16 protein-coding genes are annotated in these 19,968 nt (G+C 71.5%); all 16 read left to right on the top strand.

Annotation, left to right across the window (positions count from 1 at the left end):
* Window positions 1-67 precede the first annotated feature (67 nt).
* The gene (rpmI, locus tag JJ683_RS14765) at window positions 68-262 is read left to right on the top strand and encodes a 50S ribosomal protein L35 (protein WP_200175232.1); all 195 of its coding nucleotides are present in this window, start codon (window positions 68-70) and stop codon (window positions 260-262) included.
* A gap of 80 nt (window positions 263-342) precedes the next feature.
* Window positions 343-732 carry a 50S ribosomal protein L20 gene (gene rplT / locus JJ683_RS14770; RefSeq protein ID WP_200175234.1) on the top strand — a complete coding sequence of 130 codons (390 nt, stop codon included), beginning with the start codon at window positions 343-345 and terminating at the stop codon, window positions 730-732.
* Between the two features lie 128 nt (window positions 733-860).
* Window positions 861-1,670, top strand: a complete 810-nt coding sequence (locus JJ683_RS14775) for a TrmH family RNA methyltransferase (RefSeq protein WP_307810957.1) — start codon at window positions 861-863, stop codon at window positions 1,668-1,670.
* A gap of 34 nt (window positions 1,671-1,704) precedes the next feature.
* Window positions 1,705-2,826, top strand: a complete 1,122-nt coding sequence (gene pheS, locus JJ683_RS14780) for a phenylalanine--tRNA ligase subunit alpha (protein ID WP_200175236.1) — start codon at window positions 1,705-1,707, stop codon at window positions 2,824-2,826.
* Between the two features lie 91 nt (window positions 2,827-2,917).
* On the top strand, window positions 2,918-5,413 hold the full coding sequence (gene pheT / locus JJ683_RS14785) for a phenylalanine--tRNA ligase subunit beta (protein ID WP_200175237.1): 2,496 nt from the start codon (window positions 2,918-2,920) through the stop codon (window positions 5,411-5,413).
* 68 nt (window positions 5,414-5,481) lie between these two features.
* Window positions 5,482-6,531 (top strand): N-acetyl-gamma-glutamyl-phosphate reductase, encoded by a 1,050-nt coding sequence (argC, locus tag JJ683_RS14790; RefSeq protein WP_200175238.1) that lies wholly within the window; start codon window positions 5,482-5,484, stop codon window positions 6,529-6,531.
* Complete coding sequence (gene argJ, locus JJ683_RS14795) at window positions 6,528-7,772, top strand: bifunctional glutamate N-acetyltransferase/amino-acid acetyltransferase ArgJ (RefSeq protein WP_200175239.1); 1,245 nt, start codon at window positions 6,528-6,530, stop codon at window positions 7,770-7,772. The genes argC and argJ overlap by 4 nt, the downstream gene beginning before the upstream one ends.
* A gap of 155 nt (window positions 7,773-7,927) precedes the next feature.
* Entirely contained in the window at window positions 7,928-8,824 is an 897-nt protein-coding gene (gene argB / locus JJ683_RS14800; protein ID WP_200175261.1) for an acetylglutamate kinase, read from the top strand.
* Window positions 8,821-10,050, top strand: coding sequence for an acetylornithine transaminase (locus JJ683_RS14805; protein ID WP_200175242.1), 1,230 nt, complete (start codon window positions 8,821-8,823; stop codon window positions 10,048-10,050). The genes argB and JJ683_RS14805 overlap by 4 nt, the downstream gene beginning before the upstream one ends.
* The gene (gene argF / locus JJ683_RS14810) at window positions 10,047-10,970 is read left to right on the top strand and encodes an ornithine carbamoyltransferase (RefSeq protein WP_200175245.1); all 924 of its coding nucleotides are present in this window, start codon (window positions 10,047-10,049) and stop codon (window positions 10,968-10,970) included. The genes JJ683_RS14805 and argF overlap by 4 nt, the downstream gene beginning before the upstream one ends.
* A gap of 13 nt (window positions 10,971-10,983) precedes the next feature.
* Complete coding sequence (locus tag JJ683_RS14815) at window positions 10,984-11,481, top strand: arginine repressor (protein ID WP_200175247.1); 498 nt, start codon at window positions 10,984-10,986, stop codon at window positions 11,479-11,481.
* A 120-nt stretch (window positions 11,482-11,601) separates the two neighbouring features.
* The gene (locus JJ683_RS14820) at window positions 11,602-12,801 is read left to right on the top strand and encodes an argininosuccinate synthase (protein WP_200175249.1); all 1,200 of its coding nucleotides are present in this window, start codon (window positions 11,602-11,604) and stop codon (window positions 12,799-12,801) included.
* A 129-nt stretch (window positions 12,802-12,930) separates the two neighbouring features.
* A complete protein-coding gene (gene argH, locus JJ683_RS14825) occupies window positions 12,931-14,400 on the top strand; it encodes an argininosuccinate lyase (protein WP_200175263.1) in 1,470 nt (489 codons plus the stop codon).
* Between the two features lie 87 nt (window positions 14,401-14,487).
* Window positions 14,488-17,475, top strand: a complete 2,988-nt coding sequence (locus tag JJ683_RS14830) for an AMP-binding protein (RefSeq protein ID WP_200175251.1) — start codon at window positions 14,488-14,490, stop codon at window positions 17,473-17,475.
* 29 nt (window positions 17,476-17,504) lie between these two features.
* On the top strand, window positions 17,505-18,122 hold the full coding sequence (locus JJ683_RS14835; protein ID WP_200175253.1) for a DNA-3-methyladenine glycosylase: 618 nt from the start codon (window positions 17,505-17,507) through the stop codon (window positions 18,120-18,122).
* An 82-nt stretch (window positions 18,123-18,204) separates the two neighbouring features.
* Window positions 18,205-19,482 (top strand): tyrosine--tRNA ligase, encoded by a 1,278-nt coding sequence (gene tyrS / locus JJ683_RS14840; RefSeq protein WP_200175255.1) that lies wholly within the window; start codon window positions 18,205-18,207, stop codon window positions 19,480-19,482.
* Window positions 19,483-19,968: the final 486 nt, after the last annotated feature.

Below are 19,968 nucleotides of genomic sequence, written 5' to 3' on the forward strand. Positions count from 1 at the left end.
ACCGGGGCGCGGACCGAGCGCGACCGCGGCCGGGGAGGGCAAACAACCATGAAAGTTCGAGGATTCCATGCCTAAGGCCAAGACCCACAGCGGCACCGCCAAGCGCTTCAAGGTCACCGGCAGCGGCAAGCTCCGTCGTGAGCGCGCCGGCCGCCGTCACCTGCTCGAGCACAAGTCGTCACGCCGCACCCGGCGTCTGGAAGGCACTACCGACGTGCACAAGAACGACACGGCCCGCGTCAAGCGCCTGCTCGGCAAGTGACCGGTCGCCGTTCGCAGCGGCAGTAGTCCCGACATCCCCTCCGGGCGCGCAGCGCCCCTGAGTTCGACAGGATCTTTCAAGTGGCACGCGTGAAAAGGGCGGTCAACGCCCAGAAGAAGCGTCGTACGGTTCTCGAGTCCACGAAGGGCTACCGCGGTCAGCGTTCGCGGCTGTACCGCAAGGCCAAGGAGCAGATGCTCCACTCGATGACCTACTCCTACCGCGACCGCCGGGCGCGCAAGGGAGACTTCCGCAAGCTGTGGATCGCGCGCATCAACGCCGCGGCCCGCGCCAACGACATGACCTACAACCGCTTCATCCAGGGCCTCAAGGCCGCCGATGTCGAGGTGGACCGCAAGAACCTGGCCGAGCTGGCCGTTGCGGACCCGGAGGCCTTCGCCGGCCTCATCGCCGTGGCCAAGGCGGCGCTGCCTGCCGACGTCAACGCCCCGGCCGGCGACGCCGCCTGACGGACCGGCCCACGGTCGCACGGAAGGACGCACCCGCATTGGCACCCCGGAGCACGGACGGCTCGGCACGGGGCACGGATGCCGGAACACGGCCCGCGGACCCGCTCTCGGAGCGGAACCCGCGGGTCGTGTCGGCTGTCAAGCTCCACCGCGCGCCGGAACGCCGCCGCCGCGGCCTGTTCCTGGCGGAAGGCACCAACGCGGTGATCTCCGCACTGGCGTCCGACGGCGGCGGGGACGCGGCGGAGCCCGTCTGCACCGAGATCTTCTATAACGCGTCGGCGGCCGAGCGGCCCGCCCATCACGATGCACTCGCCCAGGCACAGGCCCACGGCATCCCGGTCCGGCCGGTGTCCGAACGAGCGGCCGCGCGCCTGTCCGAAACGGTCACCCCGCCTGGCATCGTCGCGGTGTGCCGCCTCCTCGACGTCGGCCTCGACGAGGCGCTGGGCGCGTCCACGCCCGGGCTTGTCGCGGTCCCCGTGGGCGTCGCGGACCCCGGCAACGCGGGGACGATCATCCGGATCGCCGACGCGATGGGAGCGCGCGCCGTCGTACTCGCCGGCGACAGCGTCGACCCGCATAACGGCAAATGCGTGCGCTCGTCGGCGGGCAGCGTCTTCCACGTGCCGATCACACGCAGACGCGACACGGCGGGAGTGCTGGCGGACATGCGCGCCAGGGGCGTGCGGATTCTGGCCACCGCCGCCGATGGCGAGGTGGACATCGACGACGCCGACGGGCTGCTGGCCGGACCCACCGCGTGGCTGTTCGGCAACGAGGCGCATGGACTGGGCGCCGAGGACGCGGCATCCGCGGATCATCGCGTGCGGATCCCCATCGGGGGACGCGCGGAGAGCCTCAACCTGGCCACCGCGGCGGCGATCTGCCTGCACGCGTCCGCCCGTGCGCAACGGCGCGCGGGCACCCGTGGCTGACGGCCCTGCCCCGCGGGTCCCATAAACTTCATGTATGCCGCCGGCCTGGGGCCGGCCGAGAACCGACGAGGAGTGTTCCCCTGTGGCTGTGGAGACCGAGCAGGACGCGCAGGCCGCCGTATCGCGGTCCGATTACGCCGAGGAGCGGCTGACCGCCGCCGCGGAATCGGCCGAGGCGGCGTTCGCCGGCTCTACGGACCTGGACGGTCTCGCGGAGGCCCGGCACGCCCACCTGGGTGACCGGGCGGTCCTGCCGTCGGCCAAGCGCGGGCTGGGTTCGCTGCCCAAGGGCGACCGCAAGGACGCGGGGCGGGCCGTCAATATGGCGATGGGACGTGTGCACAAGGCCTACGAGGCGCGCCGCACGGTGTTGCTCGCCGAGCGCGACGCGGCCGTCCTGGTCTCCGAGGCGATCGACGTCACCGCGCCGTCGACCCGCCGGCCCGTCGGCGCGCGGCACCCCATCACGCTGATTTCCGAACAGATCACCGACGTCTTCGTCGGCATGGGCTGGGAGGTGGCAGACGGGCCGGAGGTGGAGACCGAGCACTTCAACTTCGATGCCCTCAACTTCCTGCCGGATCACCCTGCGCGCACCATGCAGGACACCTTCCACATTGCGCCGGAGGGCTCCCGGCAGGTGATGCGCACGCACACCTCGCCGGTCCAGGTGCGCTCGATGCTGAGCCGAGACCTGCCGCTGTACGTGGTGTGCCCGGGGCGGACGTTCCGCACCGACGAGCTCGACGCCACCCACACGCCGGTCTTCTCGCAGATCGAGGGGCTGGCCGTGGACGAGGGTCTGACCATGGCCCACCTCAAGGGCACGCTCGACGCGTTCGCCCGCGCGCTCTTCGGTGAGGAGACGCGCACCCGCATGCGCCCCAACTACTTCCCGTTCACCGAGCCCTCCGCGGAGGTCGACGTCTGGTTCCCCCGCAAGAAGGGCGGCGCCGGCTGGGTGGAATGGGGCGGCTGCGGGATGGTCGACCCGAACGTGCTCATCGCGTGCGGCATCGACCCCGAGGTGTACTCCGGATTCGCGTTCGGCATGGGACTCGAGCGGACGCTGCAATTCCGCAATGGCATCCCCGACATGCGCGACATCGTCGAGGGCGATATCCGCTTCACGCTGCCGTTCGGGGTCGAAGTGTAGGACGCCGGGCAGTCGAGGGTGCCGCGGAGACTGCGAACAACTTCTCCGCGATCGAAATCCACCACTTCCACGATCGAGAGAGCGAAGCAACGTGCGAGTAGCGCAATCCTGGGTGACCGAGGCCCTGCAGCAGGCCAACGCCGGCTGGCAGGTGACGCCCGCAGAGCTGGACGCGGGCTTCGTGCGCGTGGGCCTCGAGGTGGAGGAGGTCACCGGTTTCGAGGCCGTCCGCGGCCCCGTCGTCGTGGGCCGGGTGGCGCGGATCGTCGAACTCGAGGGGTTCAAGAAGCCCATCCGGCACTGTCAGGTGGAGGTGGGGGAGCCGGAGCCGCGCAGCATCGTGTGCGGCGCACGGAACTTCGCCGAGGGCGACCTGGTCGTCGTCGCGTTGCCGGGGGCGGAGCTCCCGGGCGGGTTCGCCATCGCCTCGCGGAAGACCTACGACCAGATCTCCGACGGCATGATCTGCTCGCCGGCCGAACTGGGCGTGGGGAGTGATCATTCCGGGATCCTCGTGCTCGAGTCGGGCGCGGGCGGGGAGGGCGGGCATGCGCCGGGAGACGACGCCCTGCCGCTGCTCGGGCTGGACGACTCCGTGTTCGAGCTCGCGGTGACGCCCGACCGCGGCTACTGCCTGAGCCTGCGCGGCCTGGCGCGGGAGCTGGCCTGCGGGTTCGACCTGGCCTATTCGGATCCGGCCGAGGTGACGCCCCTGCCAGCCCGAGGGGCGGGTCCGGCGGTGGAGCTGCGTGCCGAGACGGGGGCGCTGCGCTTCGCGATGCGTGCGGTCTCCGGCGTGGACCCCGCGGCGCTCACGCCGTGGTGGATGCGCCGGCGTCTGCTGCTCTCCGGCATCCGGCCCATCTCCCCGGCCGTCGATGTGACCAACTATGTGATGCTCGAGTTGGGCCAGCCGCTGCACGCCTTCGACGCCGACCGGGTGCACGGCGGGCTGGTCGTGCGGCGCGCGGCGCGGGGCGAGTCCCTCACCACCCTCGACGGGGTTGAACGCGTGCTGGACCCCGAAGACGTCGTGATCTGCGACGACTCCGGCCCCGTCTCGCTCGCCGGGGTGATGGGCGGCGAGTCCACCGAGGTCCGCGACGCGTCCACGCGCATCCTCCTCGAGGCCGCCTGCTGGGATCCGCTCGCCGTGTTCAAGACGGCGCGGCGCCACAAGCTGCCCAGCGAGGCGAGCCGCAGGTTCGAACGCAACGTGGACCCGGCGGTCGCGGCCGCCGCACTCGACCGTGCCGCGGCGCTGCTCGTCGCAGTAGCCGGCGGCCGGGTGGAGCCTGTGCTCACGGATGTCGGCCACGTGCCGGAGGCCGCCGAGATCATGATGTCCGCCGGGCTGCCCGCGCGGGTCGCCGGCATCGGCTACGCGCCCGGCGCGGTGGAGCGCCGGCTGCGGCAGGTCGGCTGCGATGTCAGCGACGACGGGGACGACGGGGACGTGCTCGCGGTGACGCCGCCGACTTGGCGCCCCGACCTGGACCGGCCCGCCGACCTGGTCGAGGAGGTGCTGCGACTCGAGGGGCTCGAGATGATCCCGTCGGTGGTGCCGGCGACCCCCGCCGGCCGGGGCCTCACCCCGCGTCAGCGCCGCCGCCGGTCCGTCGGGCGCGCCCTCGCGCACGGCGGATACGTCGAGGTGCTGCCCGGCCCGTTCCTGCCGGCCGCGGTCTTCGACACCTGGGGATTGGACGCCGACGACCCGCGCCGCGTCACCTCCGCGGTGCTCAACCCGCTGGAGGCGGACCGTCCCGAGCTGGCGACCACCCTGCTTCCAGGGCTCCTGGAGATCGTCGCCCGCAACGTCGGCCGCGGCCGACGTGACCTGTCGTTGTTCTCCATCGCCCAGGTGGTCCATCCGCACTCCGGTACCGCGCCGGTGCCGGCTCTTCCGGTGGACCGGCGCCCCAGCGACGCGCAGATCAGTATGCTGATCGACTCGCTTCCGGATCAGCCGGTGCACGTCGGCGCGGTGCTGACCGGGCTGCGTGAGCCGCGGGGGCAGTGGGGGCCGGGACGCCCGGCCGACGCGGCCGACGCCATCGATGCGGCCCGGCTCGTCGCCCGGACCGCGGGGCTCGAGCTGGAGACCGAGGCCGCGCAGTATCTTCCCTGGCATCCGGGGCGGTGCGCGCGGCTGTCGGTGGGCGGGCACACCGTCGGGTATGCCGGTGAGCTGCATCCCGCCGTGCTCGAGCGTGCGGGCCTGCCGGCCCGCACGTGCGCGGTCGAGATCGACCTGGACGCGCTGCCGATCACCGAGAACTACCCGGCGCCCGCCATCTCGGCCTATCCGGCGGTGCTGCAGGACGTGGCGGTCGTGGTGGACGCCGCGGTACCCGCGGCGGCGGTCGAGGCGGCCCTGCGCCAGGGCGCCGGCGCGTTGCTCGAGGATCTGACGCTGTTCGACGTGTTCACGGGCGACCAGCTGGGTTCCGGGCGCAAGTCGCTGGCCTATGCGCTCACCTTCCGCGCCGGAGACAGGACGCTCACCGAGGACGAGGTCAGCGTGCACCGTGAGGAGGCGGTGGCCGCGGCCGCCGCCGCGGTGGGGGCCGAGCTCCGCAGCTGAGTCGGTGCGCGGGCTGGGGCCTCTCACGGATCTTGCATGAAGATTCGGGAGCGTGCATACTCATACGCATGAGGACGAAGGTTGCGGTCGCCGGTGCCAGTGGTTACGCGGGAGGGGAGATCCTGCGCCTCCTGCTGGGGCATCCGGGCGTCCAGGACGGTTCCATCGAGATCGGTGCGCTGACGGCCGGCGGCAACGCGGGCGCGTCGCTGGGCTCGCTGCAGCCGCACCTGACGCCCCTGGCAGGCCGCATCCTGGAGGACACGAGCCTCGACGTGCTCGGCGGCCACGACGTGGTCTTCCTGGCGCTGCCGCACGGCAAGTCGGCCGAGATCGCCGCCAAGCTGCCGGAAACGGTGACGATCATCGACTGCGGCGCGGACTTCCGGTTGGGGGAGGCCGCCGAGTGGGAGCGCTACTACGGCGGCGACCACGCCGGAACCTGGCCGTACGGCCTGCCGGAATTGCCAGGCAACCGGGAGGCGCTGCGCGGGGCGAAGCGGATCGCGGTGCCCGGCTGCTACCCGAGCACCGCGAATCTCGCGATCACGCCCGCCGTGGCGGCCGGGCTCGTGCGCCCGGAGGTCACCGTCGTAGCCGTCAGCGGCTCGTCCGGCGCCGGACGGTCGCTGCGCACGGACCTGCTGGGCTCGGAGATCATCGGCTCGGCGCGCGCCTACGGCGTCGGCGGGGCGCACCGGCACACGCCGGAGATCATCCAGAACCTCTCGCGGTTCGCGGGCGGCGAGGTGTCGGTGTCGTTCACACCCGTCCTCGCGCCGATGGCACGCGGGATCCTGGCCACGTGCGTCGCGCCGCTGGCGCCCGGCGTGGAACCGGACGAGGCCGCGATGCACGCGGTGTATGAGAAGGCCTACGCCGAAGAGCCGTTCGTGCACGTGCTCCCGCAGGGACAGCTGCCGCAGACCAGCTCCGTCGTCGGATCCAACGCCGTGCACGTGCAGGTCACCGTGGACGAGCGCGCGGGGCGCCTCGTGGCGCTGGCCGCGCTGGACAACCTGACCAAGGGCACTGCGGGCGGCGCGGTCCAGTCGATGAACCTCGCCCTGGGGCTGCCGGAGACCCAGGGCCTACCGATCGCAGGGGTGGCACCATGACCGATTCAGCGGATTCAGCGGGCGCCGCGCAACACGCGCAGGCGGAGACCCGGGTGGTGACCGATCAGGGCGTCACCGCCGCGGCCGGGTTCCGGGCCGCGGGCATCGCCGCCGGTCTCAAGGCGAGCGGACGCCCGGACCTGGCCCTGCTGCTCAACGAGGGGCCGGACTTCGCGGCCGCGGGCGTGTTCACGCGCAACAAGGTCAAGGCCGCGCCGGTGCTGTGGTCGTCGCAGGCCCTTCAGGACGGACGTCTGCGGGCGGTGATCCTCAACTCGGGGGGCGCCAACGCGTGCACGGGCGCACCCGGATTCCAGGACGCGCACCGCACCGCGGAGGAGGCGGCCGAAGCGCTCAGCGACTGGGGCAGCGAGACGGGCGCCGGCGAGGTGGCGGTGTGCTCCACGGGGCTCATCGGCGATCGGCTGCCGATGGAGGCGCTGCTGGCCGGGGTGCGCGAGATCGTGCACGAGCTCGGCGGCGGGCTCACCGGTGGCGACGCGGCCGCGCGGGCCATCATGACCACCGACACCGTCACCAAGCAGGCGGCCGTGCACCACGCCGGCAAGTGGAATGTGGGCGGGATGGCCAAGGGCGCGGGCATGCTGGCGCCGTCGCTGGCGACGATGCTGTGCGTGCTCACCACCGACGTGGCGGCGGCGCCCGGGCAGCTGGAGGAGGCGTTGCGGAAGGCGACCGCGCGCACCTTCGACCGGCTCGACATCGACGGGGCCACCTCCACCAACGACACGGTGCTGCTGCTCGCGTCGGGTGCGAGCGGCGTGAGAGCGCCCCAGGACCAGCTCGACGCCGCCGTGCTGGCGGTGTGCGACAGCCTGGCGGAGCAGATGATGGCGGACGCGGAGGGCGTGACCAAGCGCGTCCGCATCACGGTGGTGGGCGCGTCGAACGAGGACGAGGCGCTCATCGGCGCCCGCGCCGTCGCCCGCGACAGCCTGGTCAAGACCGCGCTGTTCGGCTCGGACCCCAACTGGGGGCGGGTGCTGGCCGCGATCGGGATCGCCCCCATCGCGTTGGACCCCGACCGCATCCGGGTGTCGTTCAACGGGGACCCCGTGTGTATCGACGGCATGGGTGCGCCCGGCGCCCGGGAGGTGGACCTGAGCGGCGAGGACATCCACGTGCTCGTCGAGCTGGGCATGGGCGACGGCGTGGCCTCCATCCGCACCACCGACCTGTCGCACGCGTACGTCGAAGAGAACTCGGCCTACTCGTCGTGAAAGGAGACGGCCGGGCAGCCGACAACAAGGCCGCGGACAACAGGGCGGCGGACAACAGGGCGGCAGAGGACTGGGGAACCGGAATGACGCGGGACGAGGGGACCACCGTGCACAGGCCGACGGCGCCGTCGCCGGCGCTGGGCGCGCTCACCGCGATGGACAAGGCGTATGTCCTCGCCGAGGCGCTGCCCTGGTTGCAGCAGTTCCGCGGCCGCACCGTCGTCGTCAAGTACGGCGGCAACGCGATGATCGACGACGACCTCAAGCGCGCCTTCGCGGCGGACATGGTGTTCCTGCGCACGGTCGGCATCCAGCCGGTGGTGGTCCACGGCGGCGGTCCGCAGATCAGCTCGATGCTGGCGCGCCTAGGCATGGAGGGCGAGTTCAAGGGCGGCTTCCGCGTGACCACGCCCGAGGTGATGGACGTGGTGCGCATGGTGCTGTTCGGCCAGGTGGGCCGCGAGCTGGTGGGCCTGATCAACGCGCACGGACCGTACGCGGTGGGCATCTCCGGCGAGGATGCCCACCTGTTCACGGCGGCGCAGCGCAGCGTGATGGTCGAGGGTGTCGCCACCGACATCGGTCTCGTCGGCGACATCGCGTCGGTGAACCCCGATGCGGTCCTCGACCTCATCGATGCCGGGCGCATCCCGGTGGTGTCCACTGTGGCGCCGGATGCGGGCGGCGTAGTGCACAACGTCAACGCCGACACCGCCGCAGGCGCGCTGGCTGCGGCGATCGGCGCGGAGAAGCTCGTCGTCCTGACCGACGTCGAGGGGCTCTACACCGAGTGGCCCGACCGTGATTCTCTGGTCAGCCGCATCGATGCGGCGGCGCTGGAGCAGCTGCTGCCGCGCTTGGATTCCGGCATGGTGCCCAAGATGGAGGCCTGCCTGCGCGCGGTGCACGGCGGGGTGCCGAGCGCCCACGTCATCGACGGTCGGCTGGGACATTCGGTACTGCTCGAGCTGCTCACGGAGGAGGGCATCGGCACCATGGTCACGCCGACGGCGGACCCGGGGGATTCACGACAGGAGACTGCACGCGCATGACCGGACCATTGCAGCACCGCTGGTCGGACTCGCTGATGAACACCTACGGCGTGCCCGGGGTGGCACTGGCGCGCGGCGAGGGCGCCGTGCTCACCGACGCCGACGGCAAGCGCTACCTGGACCTGCTCGGCGGCATCGCCGTCAACTGCCTCGGCCACGGCCATCCCGCCGTGGTCGACGCGGTGCACCGCCAGCTGACCACGCTCGGCCACGTGTCCAACCTGTATGCCAGCGAGCCGCCCGTCGCGCTGTCGGAGGCACTGCTGGACAAGCTCGGTCAGCCGGGCCGGACGTTCCTGTGCAACTCGGGCACCGAAGCCAACGAGGCGGCGTTCAAGATCGCCCGGCGCACGGGACGGCCCAAGATCATCGCGGCCGAAGGCGGGTTCCACGGCCGCACCATGGGCGCGCTCGCCATGACCGGGCAGCCGGACAAGCGCGCGCCGTTCGAACCGATGCCCCCGGGCGTCGAGTTCGTCCCGTTCGGCGACGTCGCCGCCCTGGAGGCGGCGGTCGACGAGCGGACGGCGGCGGTGATGCTCGAGCCGGTCCAGGGCGAGATCGGCGTGGTCGTGCCCCCGGCCGGGTATCTGGCGGCGGCGCGGCGGATCACCGCCGAGCGCGGTGCGCTGCTCATGCTCGACGAGGTGCAGACGGGTGTCGGGCGCATGGGCCGGTGGTTCGCGCACCAGAGCGCCGGCGTGGTGCCCGACGTCGTCACGCTCGCGAAGGGCCTCGGCGGCGGGCTGCCGATCGGCGCGTGCATCGCCGTCGGCGACGCCGCGGAGCTGTTCGGGCCCGGCCACCACGGCACCACGTTCGGCGGCAACCCGGTGTGTGCGGCGGCCGCGCTCGCGGTGCTGGAGACCATCGAATCCGGCGGTCTGCTCGGCCACGTCGCGCAGCTGGGCCGGACGATCACGTCGGATGTCGAGGCGCTCGGACACCCCAAGATCGACCACGTCCGCGGCGAAGGCCTGCTGCTGGGGATCGTTCTGACGGCGCCGGTGGCCAAGCAGGCGGAGGCGGCGGCACGCGCCGCGGGCTACCTGATCAACGCGCCGCGTCCGGACGTGATCCGCATCGCGCCCCCGCTGATCCTCAGCGGTGAGCAGGCGGCGGGTTTCGTCGCCGCGCTGCCGGGGCTGCTCGACGCGGCGACCGATGCGGCGGCCGCGGACGCGGTCTCGGAAGCCGCCACGGACACGGAAGGGAAGCGCGCATGACACGGCATATCCTCCGCGACGACGACCTCACCCCGGCGGAGCAGGCGGAGGTGCTCGACCTGGCCGTCACGCTGAAGTCCCGGCCTTATTCGCGGAGGCCGCTGGACGGGCCGAAGTCGGTCGCGGTGCTGTTCGACAAGACCTCCACACGCACCCGCATGTCCTTCGACGCGGGGATCACGGAGCTCGGCGGCCACGCGATCGTCGTCGAGTCGTCGAGCACCCAGATCGGCAAGGGGGAGACCATCGAGGACACCGCGCGGGTGCTGTCGCGGTACGTCGAGATGGTCGTGTGGCGCACTTATGGGCAGGACCGGGTGGAGGCGTTCGCCAGCAACGCGACGGTGCCGCTGATCAACGCGCTCACCGATGACTTCCACCCGTGCCAGGTGCTGGCCGACCTGCTCACGATCCGCGAACACAAGGGCGCCACGGCGGGCCTGACGCTGACCTACTTGGGCGACGGCGCCAACAACATGGCGAATTCGCTCATGCTCGGCGGCGCCACCGCGGGCATGCACGTGCGCATCGCGGGGCCCCGTGGATACCTGCCCGCCGAGCCCGTCGTCGACGCGGCGCGCCGCCGCGCCGCGGAAACCGGAGGCAGCGTCACCGTCGGCACCGACCCGCGGGCGGCCGCGGAGGGGGCGGACGTGCTCGTCACCGACACCTGGGTGTCGATGGGGCAGGAGGACGAGAAGGCCGGGCGCCTGGCGGACCTGCGGCCCTACCAGCTCGACGACGCGATCTTGGCACTTTCTGCACCCGATTCGATCGTGCTGCACTGTCTGCCCGCATACCGCGGCAACGAGATCACCGCCGACGTGCTCGACGGGCCGCGCGCAGTGGTGTGGGACGAGGCGGAGAACCGGCTGCACGCCCAGAAGGCGCTGATGGTGTGGCTGCTGGACCACCAGTGAGCCGGGGCCGGAGATGAGCGAGGAACCGCGCCCGGCCGCGACGCGCGCCGCCCGGCAGGCCAGGATCGTGTCGATCCTGACCGCCCACCAGGTGCGCAGTCAGCCGGAGCTGCAGGCGCTGCTCGCCAAGGACGGCATCGGGGCGACACAGGCGACGATCTCCCGTGATCTCGACGACCTGGGCGCTGTCAAGCTGCGCGGCGTCGACGGCGGGGTGGGCGTCTACGTGGTGCCGGAGGACGGCAGCCCGGTGCGCGGGGCGGTCGGCGGCACCGACCGGCTGGCGCGGCTGCTGGGCGAGCTCCTGGTCTCCGCGGACGCGAGCGGCAACATCGCGGTGCTGCGCACTCCGCCGGGGGCGGCCTCGTTCCTGGCGAGTGCTCTCGACCGTGCCGGGCTGACGGAGGTCGTGGGCACGATCGCCGGCGACGACACCATCGCGGTGATCGCCCGCGACCCCACGACGGGCGCGGACCTGGCGGACCGCCTGAGTGCGCTCACGGGGCGTTGACGTGACACGATTGGCGGGCGGAGCGGGGCGGGACCGGAACGGCGGCGGCGCCGGGCGGTCCGCCGCCGCGCGGAGTGGAACTTTGCAGACGACATATCGGAACGATAAGGAGCGCACACCATGGCTGATCGCGTGATTCTCGCCTATTCGGGCGGGCTGGACACTTCGGTGGCCATCAGCTGGATCGGCAAGGAGACCGGCAAGGAGGTCGTCGCCGTGGCGATCGACCTGGGCCAGGGTGGCGAGGACATGGGGACGGTGCGGCAGCGCGCGCTGGACTGCGGCGCCGTCGAGGCGGTCGTGGTGGACGCCCGCAACGAGTTCGCGGACGAGTACTGCCTGCCCACGATCGCCGCCAATGGGCTGTACATGGACCGGTACCCGCTGGTCTCGGCCATCAGCCGGCCGTTGATCGTCAAGCACCTCGTCGAGGCCGCCCGGTCGCACGGCGGCACGACGGTGGCGCACGGCTGCACCGGCAAGGGCAACGACCAGGTGCGGTTCGAGGTGGGCTTCAGTTCTCTCGCGCCCGACCTCGACGTCATCGCCCCGGTGCGCGACTACGCCTGGACCCGGGAGAAAGCGATCGCCTTCGCCGAGCAGAACGACATCCCGATCAACGTCACCAAGAAGTCGCCGTTCTCGATCGACCAGAACGTGTGGGGCCGCGCGGTGGAGACGGGCTTCCTCGAGGACCTGTGGAACGCGCCCACCAAGGATGTCTACAGCTACACCGAGGACCCCACTATCAACTGGCAGGCGCCGGACGAGCTGATCATCTCCTTCGACAAGGGCCGGCCTGTGGCGATCGATGGCCGCCCGGTGTCGGTGCTGGATGCGATCGAGGAGCTCAACCGCCGCGCGGGCGCGCAGGGCGTGGGCCGCCTGGACGTGGTCGAAGACCGTCTCGTCGGCATCAAGAGCCGCGAGATCTACGAGGCGCCCGGCGCGATGGTGCTCATCACCGCGCACCAGGAACTCGAGCACGTCACCCTCGAGCGCGAGCTGGGCCGCTTCAAGCGGCAGACCGAGCAGCGCTGGGGCGAGCTGGTGTACGACGGCCTGTGGTTCTCGCCGCTCAAGACCGCGCTGGACACCTTCGTCGACAAGACGCAGGAGCGCGTCTCCGGTGACATCCGCCTGGTCCTGCACGGCGGCGGCATCACGGTCAACGGCCGCCGCAGCGGCGAGTCGCTCTACGACTTCAACCTGGCCACCTACGACGAGGGCGATTCGTTCGACCAGTCGTCCGCCAAGGGCTTCGTCCAGATCCACGGCCTGTCGAGCAAGGTGGCGGCGAAGCGGGACCTGGGCCTGTAGGTCAGCGGCCGCGATCGCATCCGCCGGTCCCCGGTGCGGCCGGCGACGGCCGTGCCGGGGACCGCACCGTCAACGGACGTCGAGGAGCACAAGGTGGATACGGAGCACACGGTGGATACGGAGCGCACGGTGGGTTCGGAGCGCACGGAGGAGTCCGGAAACACCCACGAGGACAAGCGCGGCACCAACGAGGGGGCGCTGTGGGGCGGCCGCTTCGCCTCGGGGCCGGCGGAGGCGATGGCCGCGCTGAGCAAGTCGACGCATTTCGACTGGGTGCTGGCCCCGTACGATGTGCGTGCCTCGCAGGCGCACGCCGACGTGCTCCACCACGCCGGGCTGCTCTCGGACGCCGACCACACGGAGATGATCCGTGGGCTGAGGGAACTCGCCGACGACGTCGCCTCCGGTGCCTTCGGCCCGGCCGCATCCGACGAGGACGTGCACGGCGCCCTCGAGCGCGGGCTCATCGATCGGGTCGGACCTGCGGTGGGCGGGCGTCTGCGCGCGGGCCGTTCCCGCAACGACCAGGTGGCGACGTTGTTCCGGATGTGGCTGCGGGAGGCCGCGCGGCGGGTCGCCGCCGGCGTACTCGACGTGGTGGCCGCGCTGGCCGATCAGGCCGACGCGCACATGGGCGCGCCGATGCCGGGGCGCACGCACCTGCAGCACGCGCAGCCGATCCTGCTCTCGCACCATCTGCTGGCGCATGCGCATCCGCTGCTACGGGACGTGCAGCGCCTGGCGGACCTCGACGTGCGGCTGGCGGTGTCCCCGTACGGCTCGGGCGCGCTCGCCGGATCTTCCCTGGGGCTCGACCCGGAGGCGATCGCAGCCGATCTCGGATTCGCGTCTTCCTCGGAGAACTCCATCGACGGCACCGCCGCACGCGACTTCGCGGCCGAGGCGGCCTTCGTCTTCGCCATGATCGCGGTGGACCTGTCGCGGCTGTCCGAAGAAGTCATCACCTGGTCTACCGCGGAGTTCGGGTACGTCACCCTGGCCGACGCCTGGTCCACCGGTTCGTCGATCATGCCGCAGAAGAAAAACCCCGACGTCGCTGAGCTGGTGCGCGGCAAGACGGGGCGGCTCATCGGCAATCTGACCGGGCTCATGGCCACACTCAAGGCGCAGCCCCTGGCGTACAACCGCGACCTGCAGGAGGACAAGGAGCCGGTGTTCGACTCGGTGGCGCAGCTGGAGTTGCTGCTGCCGGCGGTGACCGGCCTCGTGTCCACACTGGAGTTCCACGAGGAACGGATGGCCGAACTGGCCCCGGCCGGCTTCACCCTGGCGACGGACATCGCCGAGTGGCTGGTGCGGCGCGGCGTGCCGTTCCGTGTCGCGCACGAGGCCGCCGGCGGATGCGTCCGTGCCGCCGAGGAGCGGGGCGTGGGCCTGGACGGACTGTCCGACGACGCGCTCGCCGCCGTCGATCCGCATCTCACGCCGGACGTGCGCGGGGTGCTGTCGGTCGCGGGGTCGATCGCCTCGCGTGATGCGAAGGGCGGCACCGCGGAGACACGCGTCACCGAACAGCTCGCGGGCGTACGTGAGACACTTTCATCGTTGCGGCGCGAGCTGACGCACAGCAGTTCCTGACGCACGGCGCGCGTCCGCCCGCGACCGGGCCGGCGCAGTGGAGGAGCCGCCGCGGCACGCGGGACCAGGGGAGAGGCAGGTGCGCAGGTGATCATCGGCGGCAGGTCGGTGGCGAACACGGTCAACAGGGTGCTCGCCACCGCGCAGAACGGCCTGGAGGTCCTGCGCCTGGGCGGGCTGGAGATGGAGCCGGAGAAGTCCCCCTTCGAGGTGGTCGAGCGGCGCCCGATGTACCGGCTGCGCCGGTATTTCCCGGGATCCGTGCACACTGTCGACGAGACATCGGACCGGCCGCCGATCCTGCTGATCCCGCCGATGATGCTCGACGCCGAGGTCTACGACGTCACCCGCGACAAGGGCGGGGCGGGAGTGCTGCACGACCACGGGGTGGACCCCTGGGTCATCGATTTCGGTTCTCCCGACACGGAGGCCGGCGGCCTGGGACGCAACCTCGCGGACCATATCGTGGCGGTGAGCCAGGCCGTCGACACGATCCGCGAGCGCACCGGACGCGACGTCCACCTGGCCGGGTACTCGCAGGGGGGCATGTTCGCCTACCAGGCGGCCGCCTACCGCCAGTCTGCCGGTCTTGCCAGCGTCATCACCTTCGGAAGTCCGGTCGACACGCTCGCCGGACTGCCCTTCGGGCTGCCCGTCGCGCTTGCGACCCGAGGCGCCGACCTGCTGGCCGACCACGTGCTGAGGCACCTCTATCTGCCGGCCTGGGGTGCGCGGCTGGGGTTCCAGCTGCTCGACCCGGTGAAGACGGCCAAGTCGCGGCTGGACTTCGTGCGCCAGCTGCACGATCGCGACGCGCTCCTGCCGCGGGAGCCGCAGCGCAGGTTCCTGGAGAACGACGGCTTCGTCGCCTATGCGGGGCCGGCCATCGCCGAACTGCTCAAGCAGTTCATCGCTCACAACCGCATGATGACCGGCGGGTTCGTCATCGACGGTCGGCTCGTGAGCCTCGCCGAGATCACCTGCCCGGTCCTGGCCTTCGTCGGCGACGTCGACGACATCGGCCAGCCGGTCGCCGTGCAGGGCATCGTCAAGGCGGCGCCCAAAGCGGACGTCTACGAGCATCGCCTGCCGTCCGGGCACTTCGGCCTCGTCGTCGGGTCCACGGCGGCGGACCTGACATGGCCGGGCACGGCGTCGTGGATCCTCTGGCAGGAGGCCGGCGCGCGGAACGGCGCGGCGGAGCTCAGCGAGCGCATCCACCCGATGGAGCCGGACGAGGGCGAACCCGGCGACTCCGGCGTAACGGTGGCCTCCCGCCTGTCCCACGGCGTCACCACGCTCACCGAGGCGGGCATCGGCGCCACGCGGAGCATCGTCGGTCTGACGCTCGGCGTCACCCGCAGCGCGGTCGCGATCGCAGAGGAGGCGGCGCGGACTCTGCCCCGGTTGGCGCGCCTCGGCGAGATGCAGTCGCACACGCGCATCTCCTTCGGCGGGCTCCTCGCGGAGCAGGCCCAGGCGGCGCCTGACGGCGAGTGCTTCCTGTTCGAGGACCGGGTGCACACCAATAAGGCCGTCGACGAGCGCATCGACAACGTGGTCCGCGGGCTCATCCACGCCGGCGTGCGCCAGGGGGCGGAGGTCGGCGTCCTGATGGAGACGCGCCCGAGCGCGCTCGTGGCCATCGCGGCGCTCTCACGGCTGGGCGCGGTGGCCGTGCTGCTGCCGATGGGCGAGGGGCTCCGGCCCGCTGTGGCGCTCACCTCGGTCACCACCGTGTTGGCGGATCCGGAGAGCCTCGCGGAGGCCGCGGAGGCAGGGTGCCGGGTCCTGGTGCTCGGCGGCGGCGACGCGCGCGAACTCGACCTGCGTGGGCGTGACCAGGTAGTGGACATGGAGAAGATCGACCCGACGACGGTCCGCCTGCCGAAGTGGTACCGGCCGGACCCCGGCCGGGCGCGCGACCTCGCCTTCATCATGTTCGCCGAGTCTGGCGGGCAGGTGGAGGCGCGGCGCATCACCAACCGGCGCTGGGCGCTGTCCGCCTTCGGTACGGCCAGCGCCGCTGCGCTCGGCCACGGCGACACCGTCTACTGCCTCACGCCCCTGAACCACCCGTCCGGGCTGCTCACCAGCGTGGGGGGCGCGGTCGCCGGCGGGGCGCGCATCGCGCTCACCGGCAGGTTCGATCGGGCGCGGTTCGTCGAAGAGGTTCCGCGGTATGGGGTCACGGTCGTGTCCTATACGTGGACGCAGATGCGCGACCTGGTCGATGACTCGGCGCCCGCGCTCGGCGCACACCATCCCATCCGCATGTTCATCGGATCCGGCATGCCGGCGGGCCTGTGGGAGTCGGTGACCGAGGCGTTCGCGCCAGCCCAGGTGGTGGAGTTCTACGCGTCCACCGAGGGCGGCGCGGTCCTGGCGAATCTGTCGCAGAAGAAGCCCGGCGCCAAGGGCCGACCGCTTCCGGGCAGCGCGCCGGTGCGCCTGGCCGCCTTCGACGTCGAGGCCGGGACCTACCAGGAGGACGACGACGGGCTCGTACGGCAGGCGCGTGAAGGCGAGGTTGGCCGACTGCTTTCGAAGGTGCTGCCGGACATGGACATTCCCGCGACGGTGCTGCGCGGGGTATTCGAATCGGGTGACGCGTGGGCGCAATCCCATGACCTGTTCTACCTGGATTCCGACGGCGACTACTGGATGATCGACACCGTCGAAGGCGTCGTGAACGGGGCCGACGGACCCGTCTACCGGCTGCCCGTGGTCGACGCGCTGGGCCGTCTGCCGGAGGTCACCGGGGCGGTGGCCTACGGCGTCGACGCGGGCGGGGCGCAGGCGGCGGTCGCCGCGGTGACGGTCCGTGCCGGTGATGCGTTGCAGGCGTCCGACCTCGACGAGGCGGTCTCCGTGCTCCCGGCGGGCAACCGCCCCGCCGTCGTCCACGTGGTCGAGACGATTCCGCGGACCCACTGGTACCGCCCCATCAGCGCGGGGTTCGTGGCGGACGGCCTCCCCGCGGCGGGGGACGGGGTCTTCGGCTACGACCGCGGCTCAGGGCACTACACAGTGCTGACCCCGGAGCTGCGGTCGTCGCTCATCGCCGCGTCGTGACGGGATCGTGCGGCGACCCAGGGGAGCGCGTGAGCGGTGAGGCGGCCCGTACGCTGCTGGCGACCGAGCCGCTCACTGCGGCCCGCGCCCTGTTGGGCGCGCACTTCACGGCGAACGGTGTGGCGGTGCGCATCGTCGAGGTGGAGGCCTACCGCGGCTCGGCGGATCCCGCGTCGCACGCCTACCGGGGCATGACCCCTCGGAACCGCGTGATGTTCGGTCCCGCCGGCCACCTGTACGTCTACCGCAGCTACGGCATCCACACCTGCATGAACGTCAGCGCGGGGCTCGAGGGCGCCGGGTGGGCCGTGTTGTTGCGCGCCGGTGAGGTCGCCGGCGGGCGCGCCGCAGCGGTGGACCGCCGTGCCGCCGCCCGCACGGACGCGGCGCTGGGTCGCGGCCCGGGCAATCTGGGCAGCGTGCTGGGCATCGGGCTCGGCGACAGCGGCGCGGACCTGCTGGCACCAGGGGCGGCTATCAGCCTGACGCTCGCCCCGCCCGGCGCCGTCGACGATGCGGCGGTGCGGAGCGGGCCGCGGGTCGGCGTCAGCGTCAACGCCGATGTGCCCTGGCGGTTGTGGTTGGACGGCAGCCCCGCGGTGTCCACGTACCGCCGCAGCCCGCGTGCCGATCCGCCGCGCGGCTGAGATTCCGTCGGCCGGCGGGGCGCGGCCGGCAGCAGACTGACCGGTGTCGCCCGCGCGGCCGGGATGCGGGAGGATTGATGCCGTGACTGCGAACATTCTCGACGAACTCGAATGGCGCGGCTTGGTCGCGCAGTCGACCGATCTCGACGCGCTGCGGACCGCGCTCGCCGCCGGGCCGGTGACCCTGTATGCGGGATTCGACCCCACCGGGCCGAGCCTGCACGCCGGGCATCTCGTCCCGCTGCTGGCGCTCAAGCGTTTCCAGCGTGCGGGCCACCGGCCGATCGTGATGGCGGGCGGCGCCACCGGACTGATCGGCGATCCGCGCGACGTGGGCGAGCGCTCGATGAACTCGGCCGACACCGTCGCGCAGTGGTCGCAGCGGATCCGCTCGCAGCTCGAGAGGTTCGTGGACTTCGACGACTCGCCCACCGGAGCCGTCATCGAGAACAACATGGACTGGACCGGCCGGATGTCGGCGATCGACCTGCTGCGCGACGTCGGCAAGCACTTCTCGGTCAACGTCATGCTGGCGCGGGACACCGTCCGCAAACGGCTGGCGGCCGACGGGATGTCATACACGGAGTTCAGCTACATGCTGCTCCAGGCCAACGACTTCGTGCAGCTGCGCCGCAAACACGGCTGCTGCCTGCAGGTGGGCGGATCCGACCAGTGGGGCAACATCGTCGCCGGCGTCGACCTCAACCGTAAACTGGACGGCGTGACGGCGCATGGTCTGACAGTGCCGCTCGTGACGTCCGCCGACGGACACAAGTTCGGCAAGTCCACCGGAGGCGGAAGCCTGTGGCTGGACCCGGAGATGACCAGTCCGTACGCCTGGTACCAGTACTTCATCAACACCGCGGACTCGGACGTGGTCAAGTACCTGCGGTGGTTCACCTTCCTCGAGCGCGGCGAGCTGGACGAGCTGCAGCGGGAGACCGACGAGCGGCCGCAAGCCCGTACCGCCCAGCGCCGCTTGGCGCGGGAGATGACGACGCTGGTGCACGGCGAGGAGCAGACCCGCGCAGTCGAGACGGCGAGTCAGGCGCTGTTCGGCAGGGCGGACCTCGGCGAGCTCGACTCTGCGACGCTGTCCGCGGCGCTGGCGGAGGCACCGGTGGCCGAGCTCACGCCGGGGGCACCGGACTCGATCGTCGATCTGCTGGTGGCCGGTGGCCTGTCGGCGAGCAGGGGGGCCGCGCGTCGTACCGTCCGCGAGGGCGGTGTCTCGGTGAACAACCTCCGGATCGGCGAGGAGGACTGGGCGCCAGAGCCGAGTGACTTCCTGGACGGGGAGTGGCTCGTCGTGCGGCGGGGGAAGAAGCACTTCGCCGGCATCCGGCGCGTACGTCCGTAGCCGTGGCGGGGGCGGTGTTGCAGGCCGTCAGAGCCCTCAGCGCCGCCTCCTGTGCCGAGCGTCACCGACGCCCTGATTGGGGGCGCGCGATGCCGCGGCCCGCGGAAAGGCCACGTGAACAGGAATGATTTCGATCGAACGTTGCCGCCCCCCCGATTTGGCAAGACGCACGCCGTCGCGTAACTTGGTTCAAGTCAGAGCGAGACGCCCGGCGACGCCGGAAAGCTCCTCTGGATTCGCTGACTAGCCACTACTTCAGAGCCGGCAGCCGGTTTGCGCCGGTGAGGGCGATGAGGTAGACTGGAAAAGTTGCACAAATGAGGGCCGAATACGGGATTCAGATGTGTTACAGTCGGTAAAGCAGGTGCGGCCGCAGTTCGCCTGGGAGTGTCCGGGTGGTGGTGGTTGTGCGTGTTCTTTGAGAACTCAACAGTGTGTCGATGAATGCCAGTGCCAAAATTTTTGGCATGTCATGCCTTGTCGTTG

The sequence above is a fragment of the Tomitella cavernea genome, from assembly GCF_016599145.1.
Classification (GTDB): Bacteria; Actinomycetota; Actinomycetes; order Mycobacteriales; family Mycobacteriaceae; genus Tomitella; species Tomitella cavernae.

What these genes read in the sequence shown, in the direction of transcription:
- rpmI (WP_200175232.1), top strand. Translation starts at nt 68, where the DNA reads ATGCCTAAGGCCAAGACCCACAGCGGCACCGCCAAGCGCTTCAAGGTC.
- pheS (WP_200175236.1), top strand. Translation starts at nt 1,705, where the DNA reads ATGCCGCCGGCCTGGGGCCGGCCGAGAACCGACGAGGAGTGTTCCCCT.
- argC (WP_200175238.1), top strand. Translation starts at nt 5,482, where the DNA reads ATGAGGACGAAGGTTGCGGTCGCCGGTGCCAGTGGTTACGCGGGAGGG.
- argJ (WP_200175239.1), top strand. Translation starts at nt 6,528, where the DNA reads ATGACCGATTCAGCGGATTCAGCGGGCGCCGCGCAACACGCGCAGGCG.
- argB (WP_200175261.1), top strand. Translation starts at nt 7,928, where the DNA reads ATGGACAAGGCGTATGTCCTCGCCGAGGCGCTGCCCTGGTTGCAGCAG.
- JJ683_RS14805 (WP_200175242.1), top strand. Translation starts at nt 8,821, where the DNA reads ATGACCGGACCATTGCAGCACCGCTGGTCGGACTCGCTGATGAACACC.
- argF (WP_200175245.1), top strand. Translation starts at nt 10,047, where the DNA reads ATGACACGGCATATCCTCCGCGACGACGACCTCACCCCGGCGGAGCAG.
- JJ683_RS14815 (WP_200175247.1), top strand. Translation starts at nt 10,984, where the DNA reads ATGAGCGAGGAACCGCGCCCGGCCGCGACGCGCGCCGCCCGGCAGGCC.
- JJ683_RS14820 (WP_200175249.1), top strand. Translation starts at nt 11,602, where the DNA reads ATGGCTGATCGCGTGATTCTCGCCTATTCGGGCGGGCTGGACACTTCG.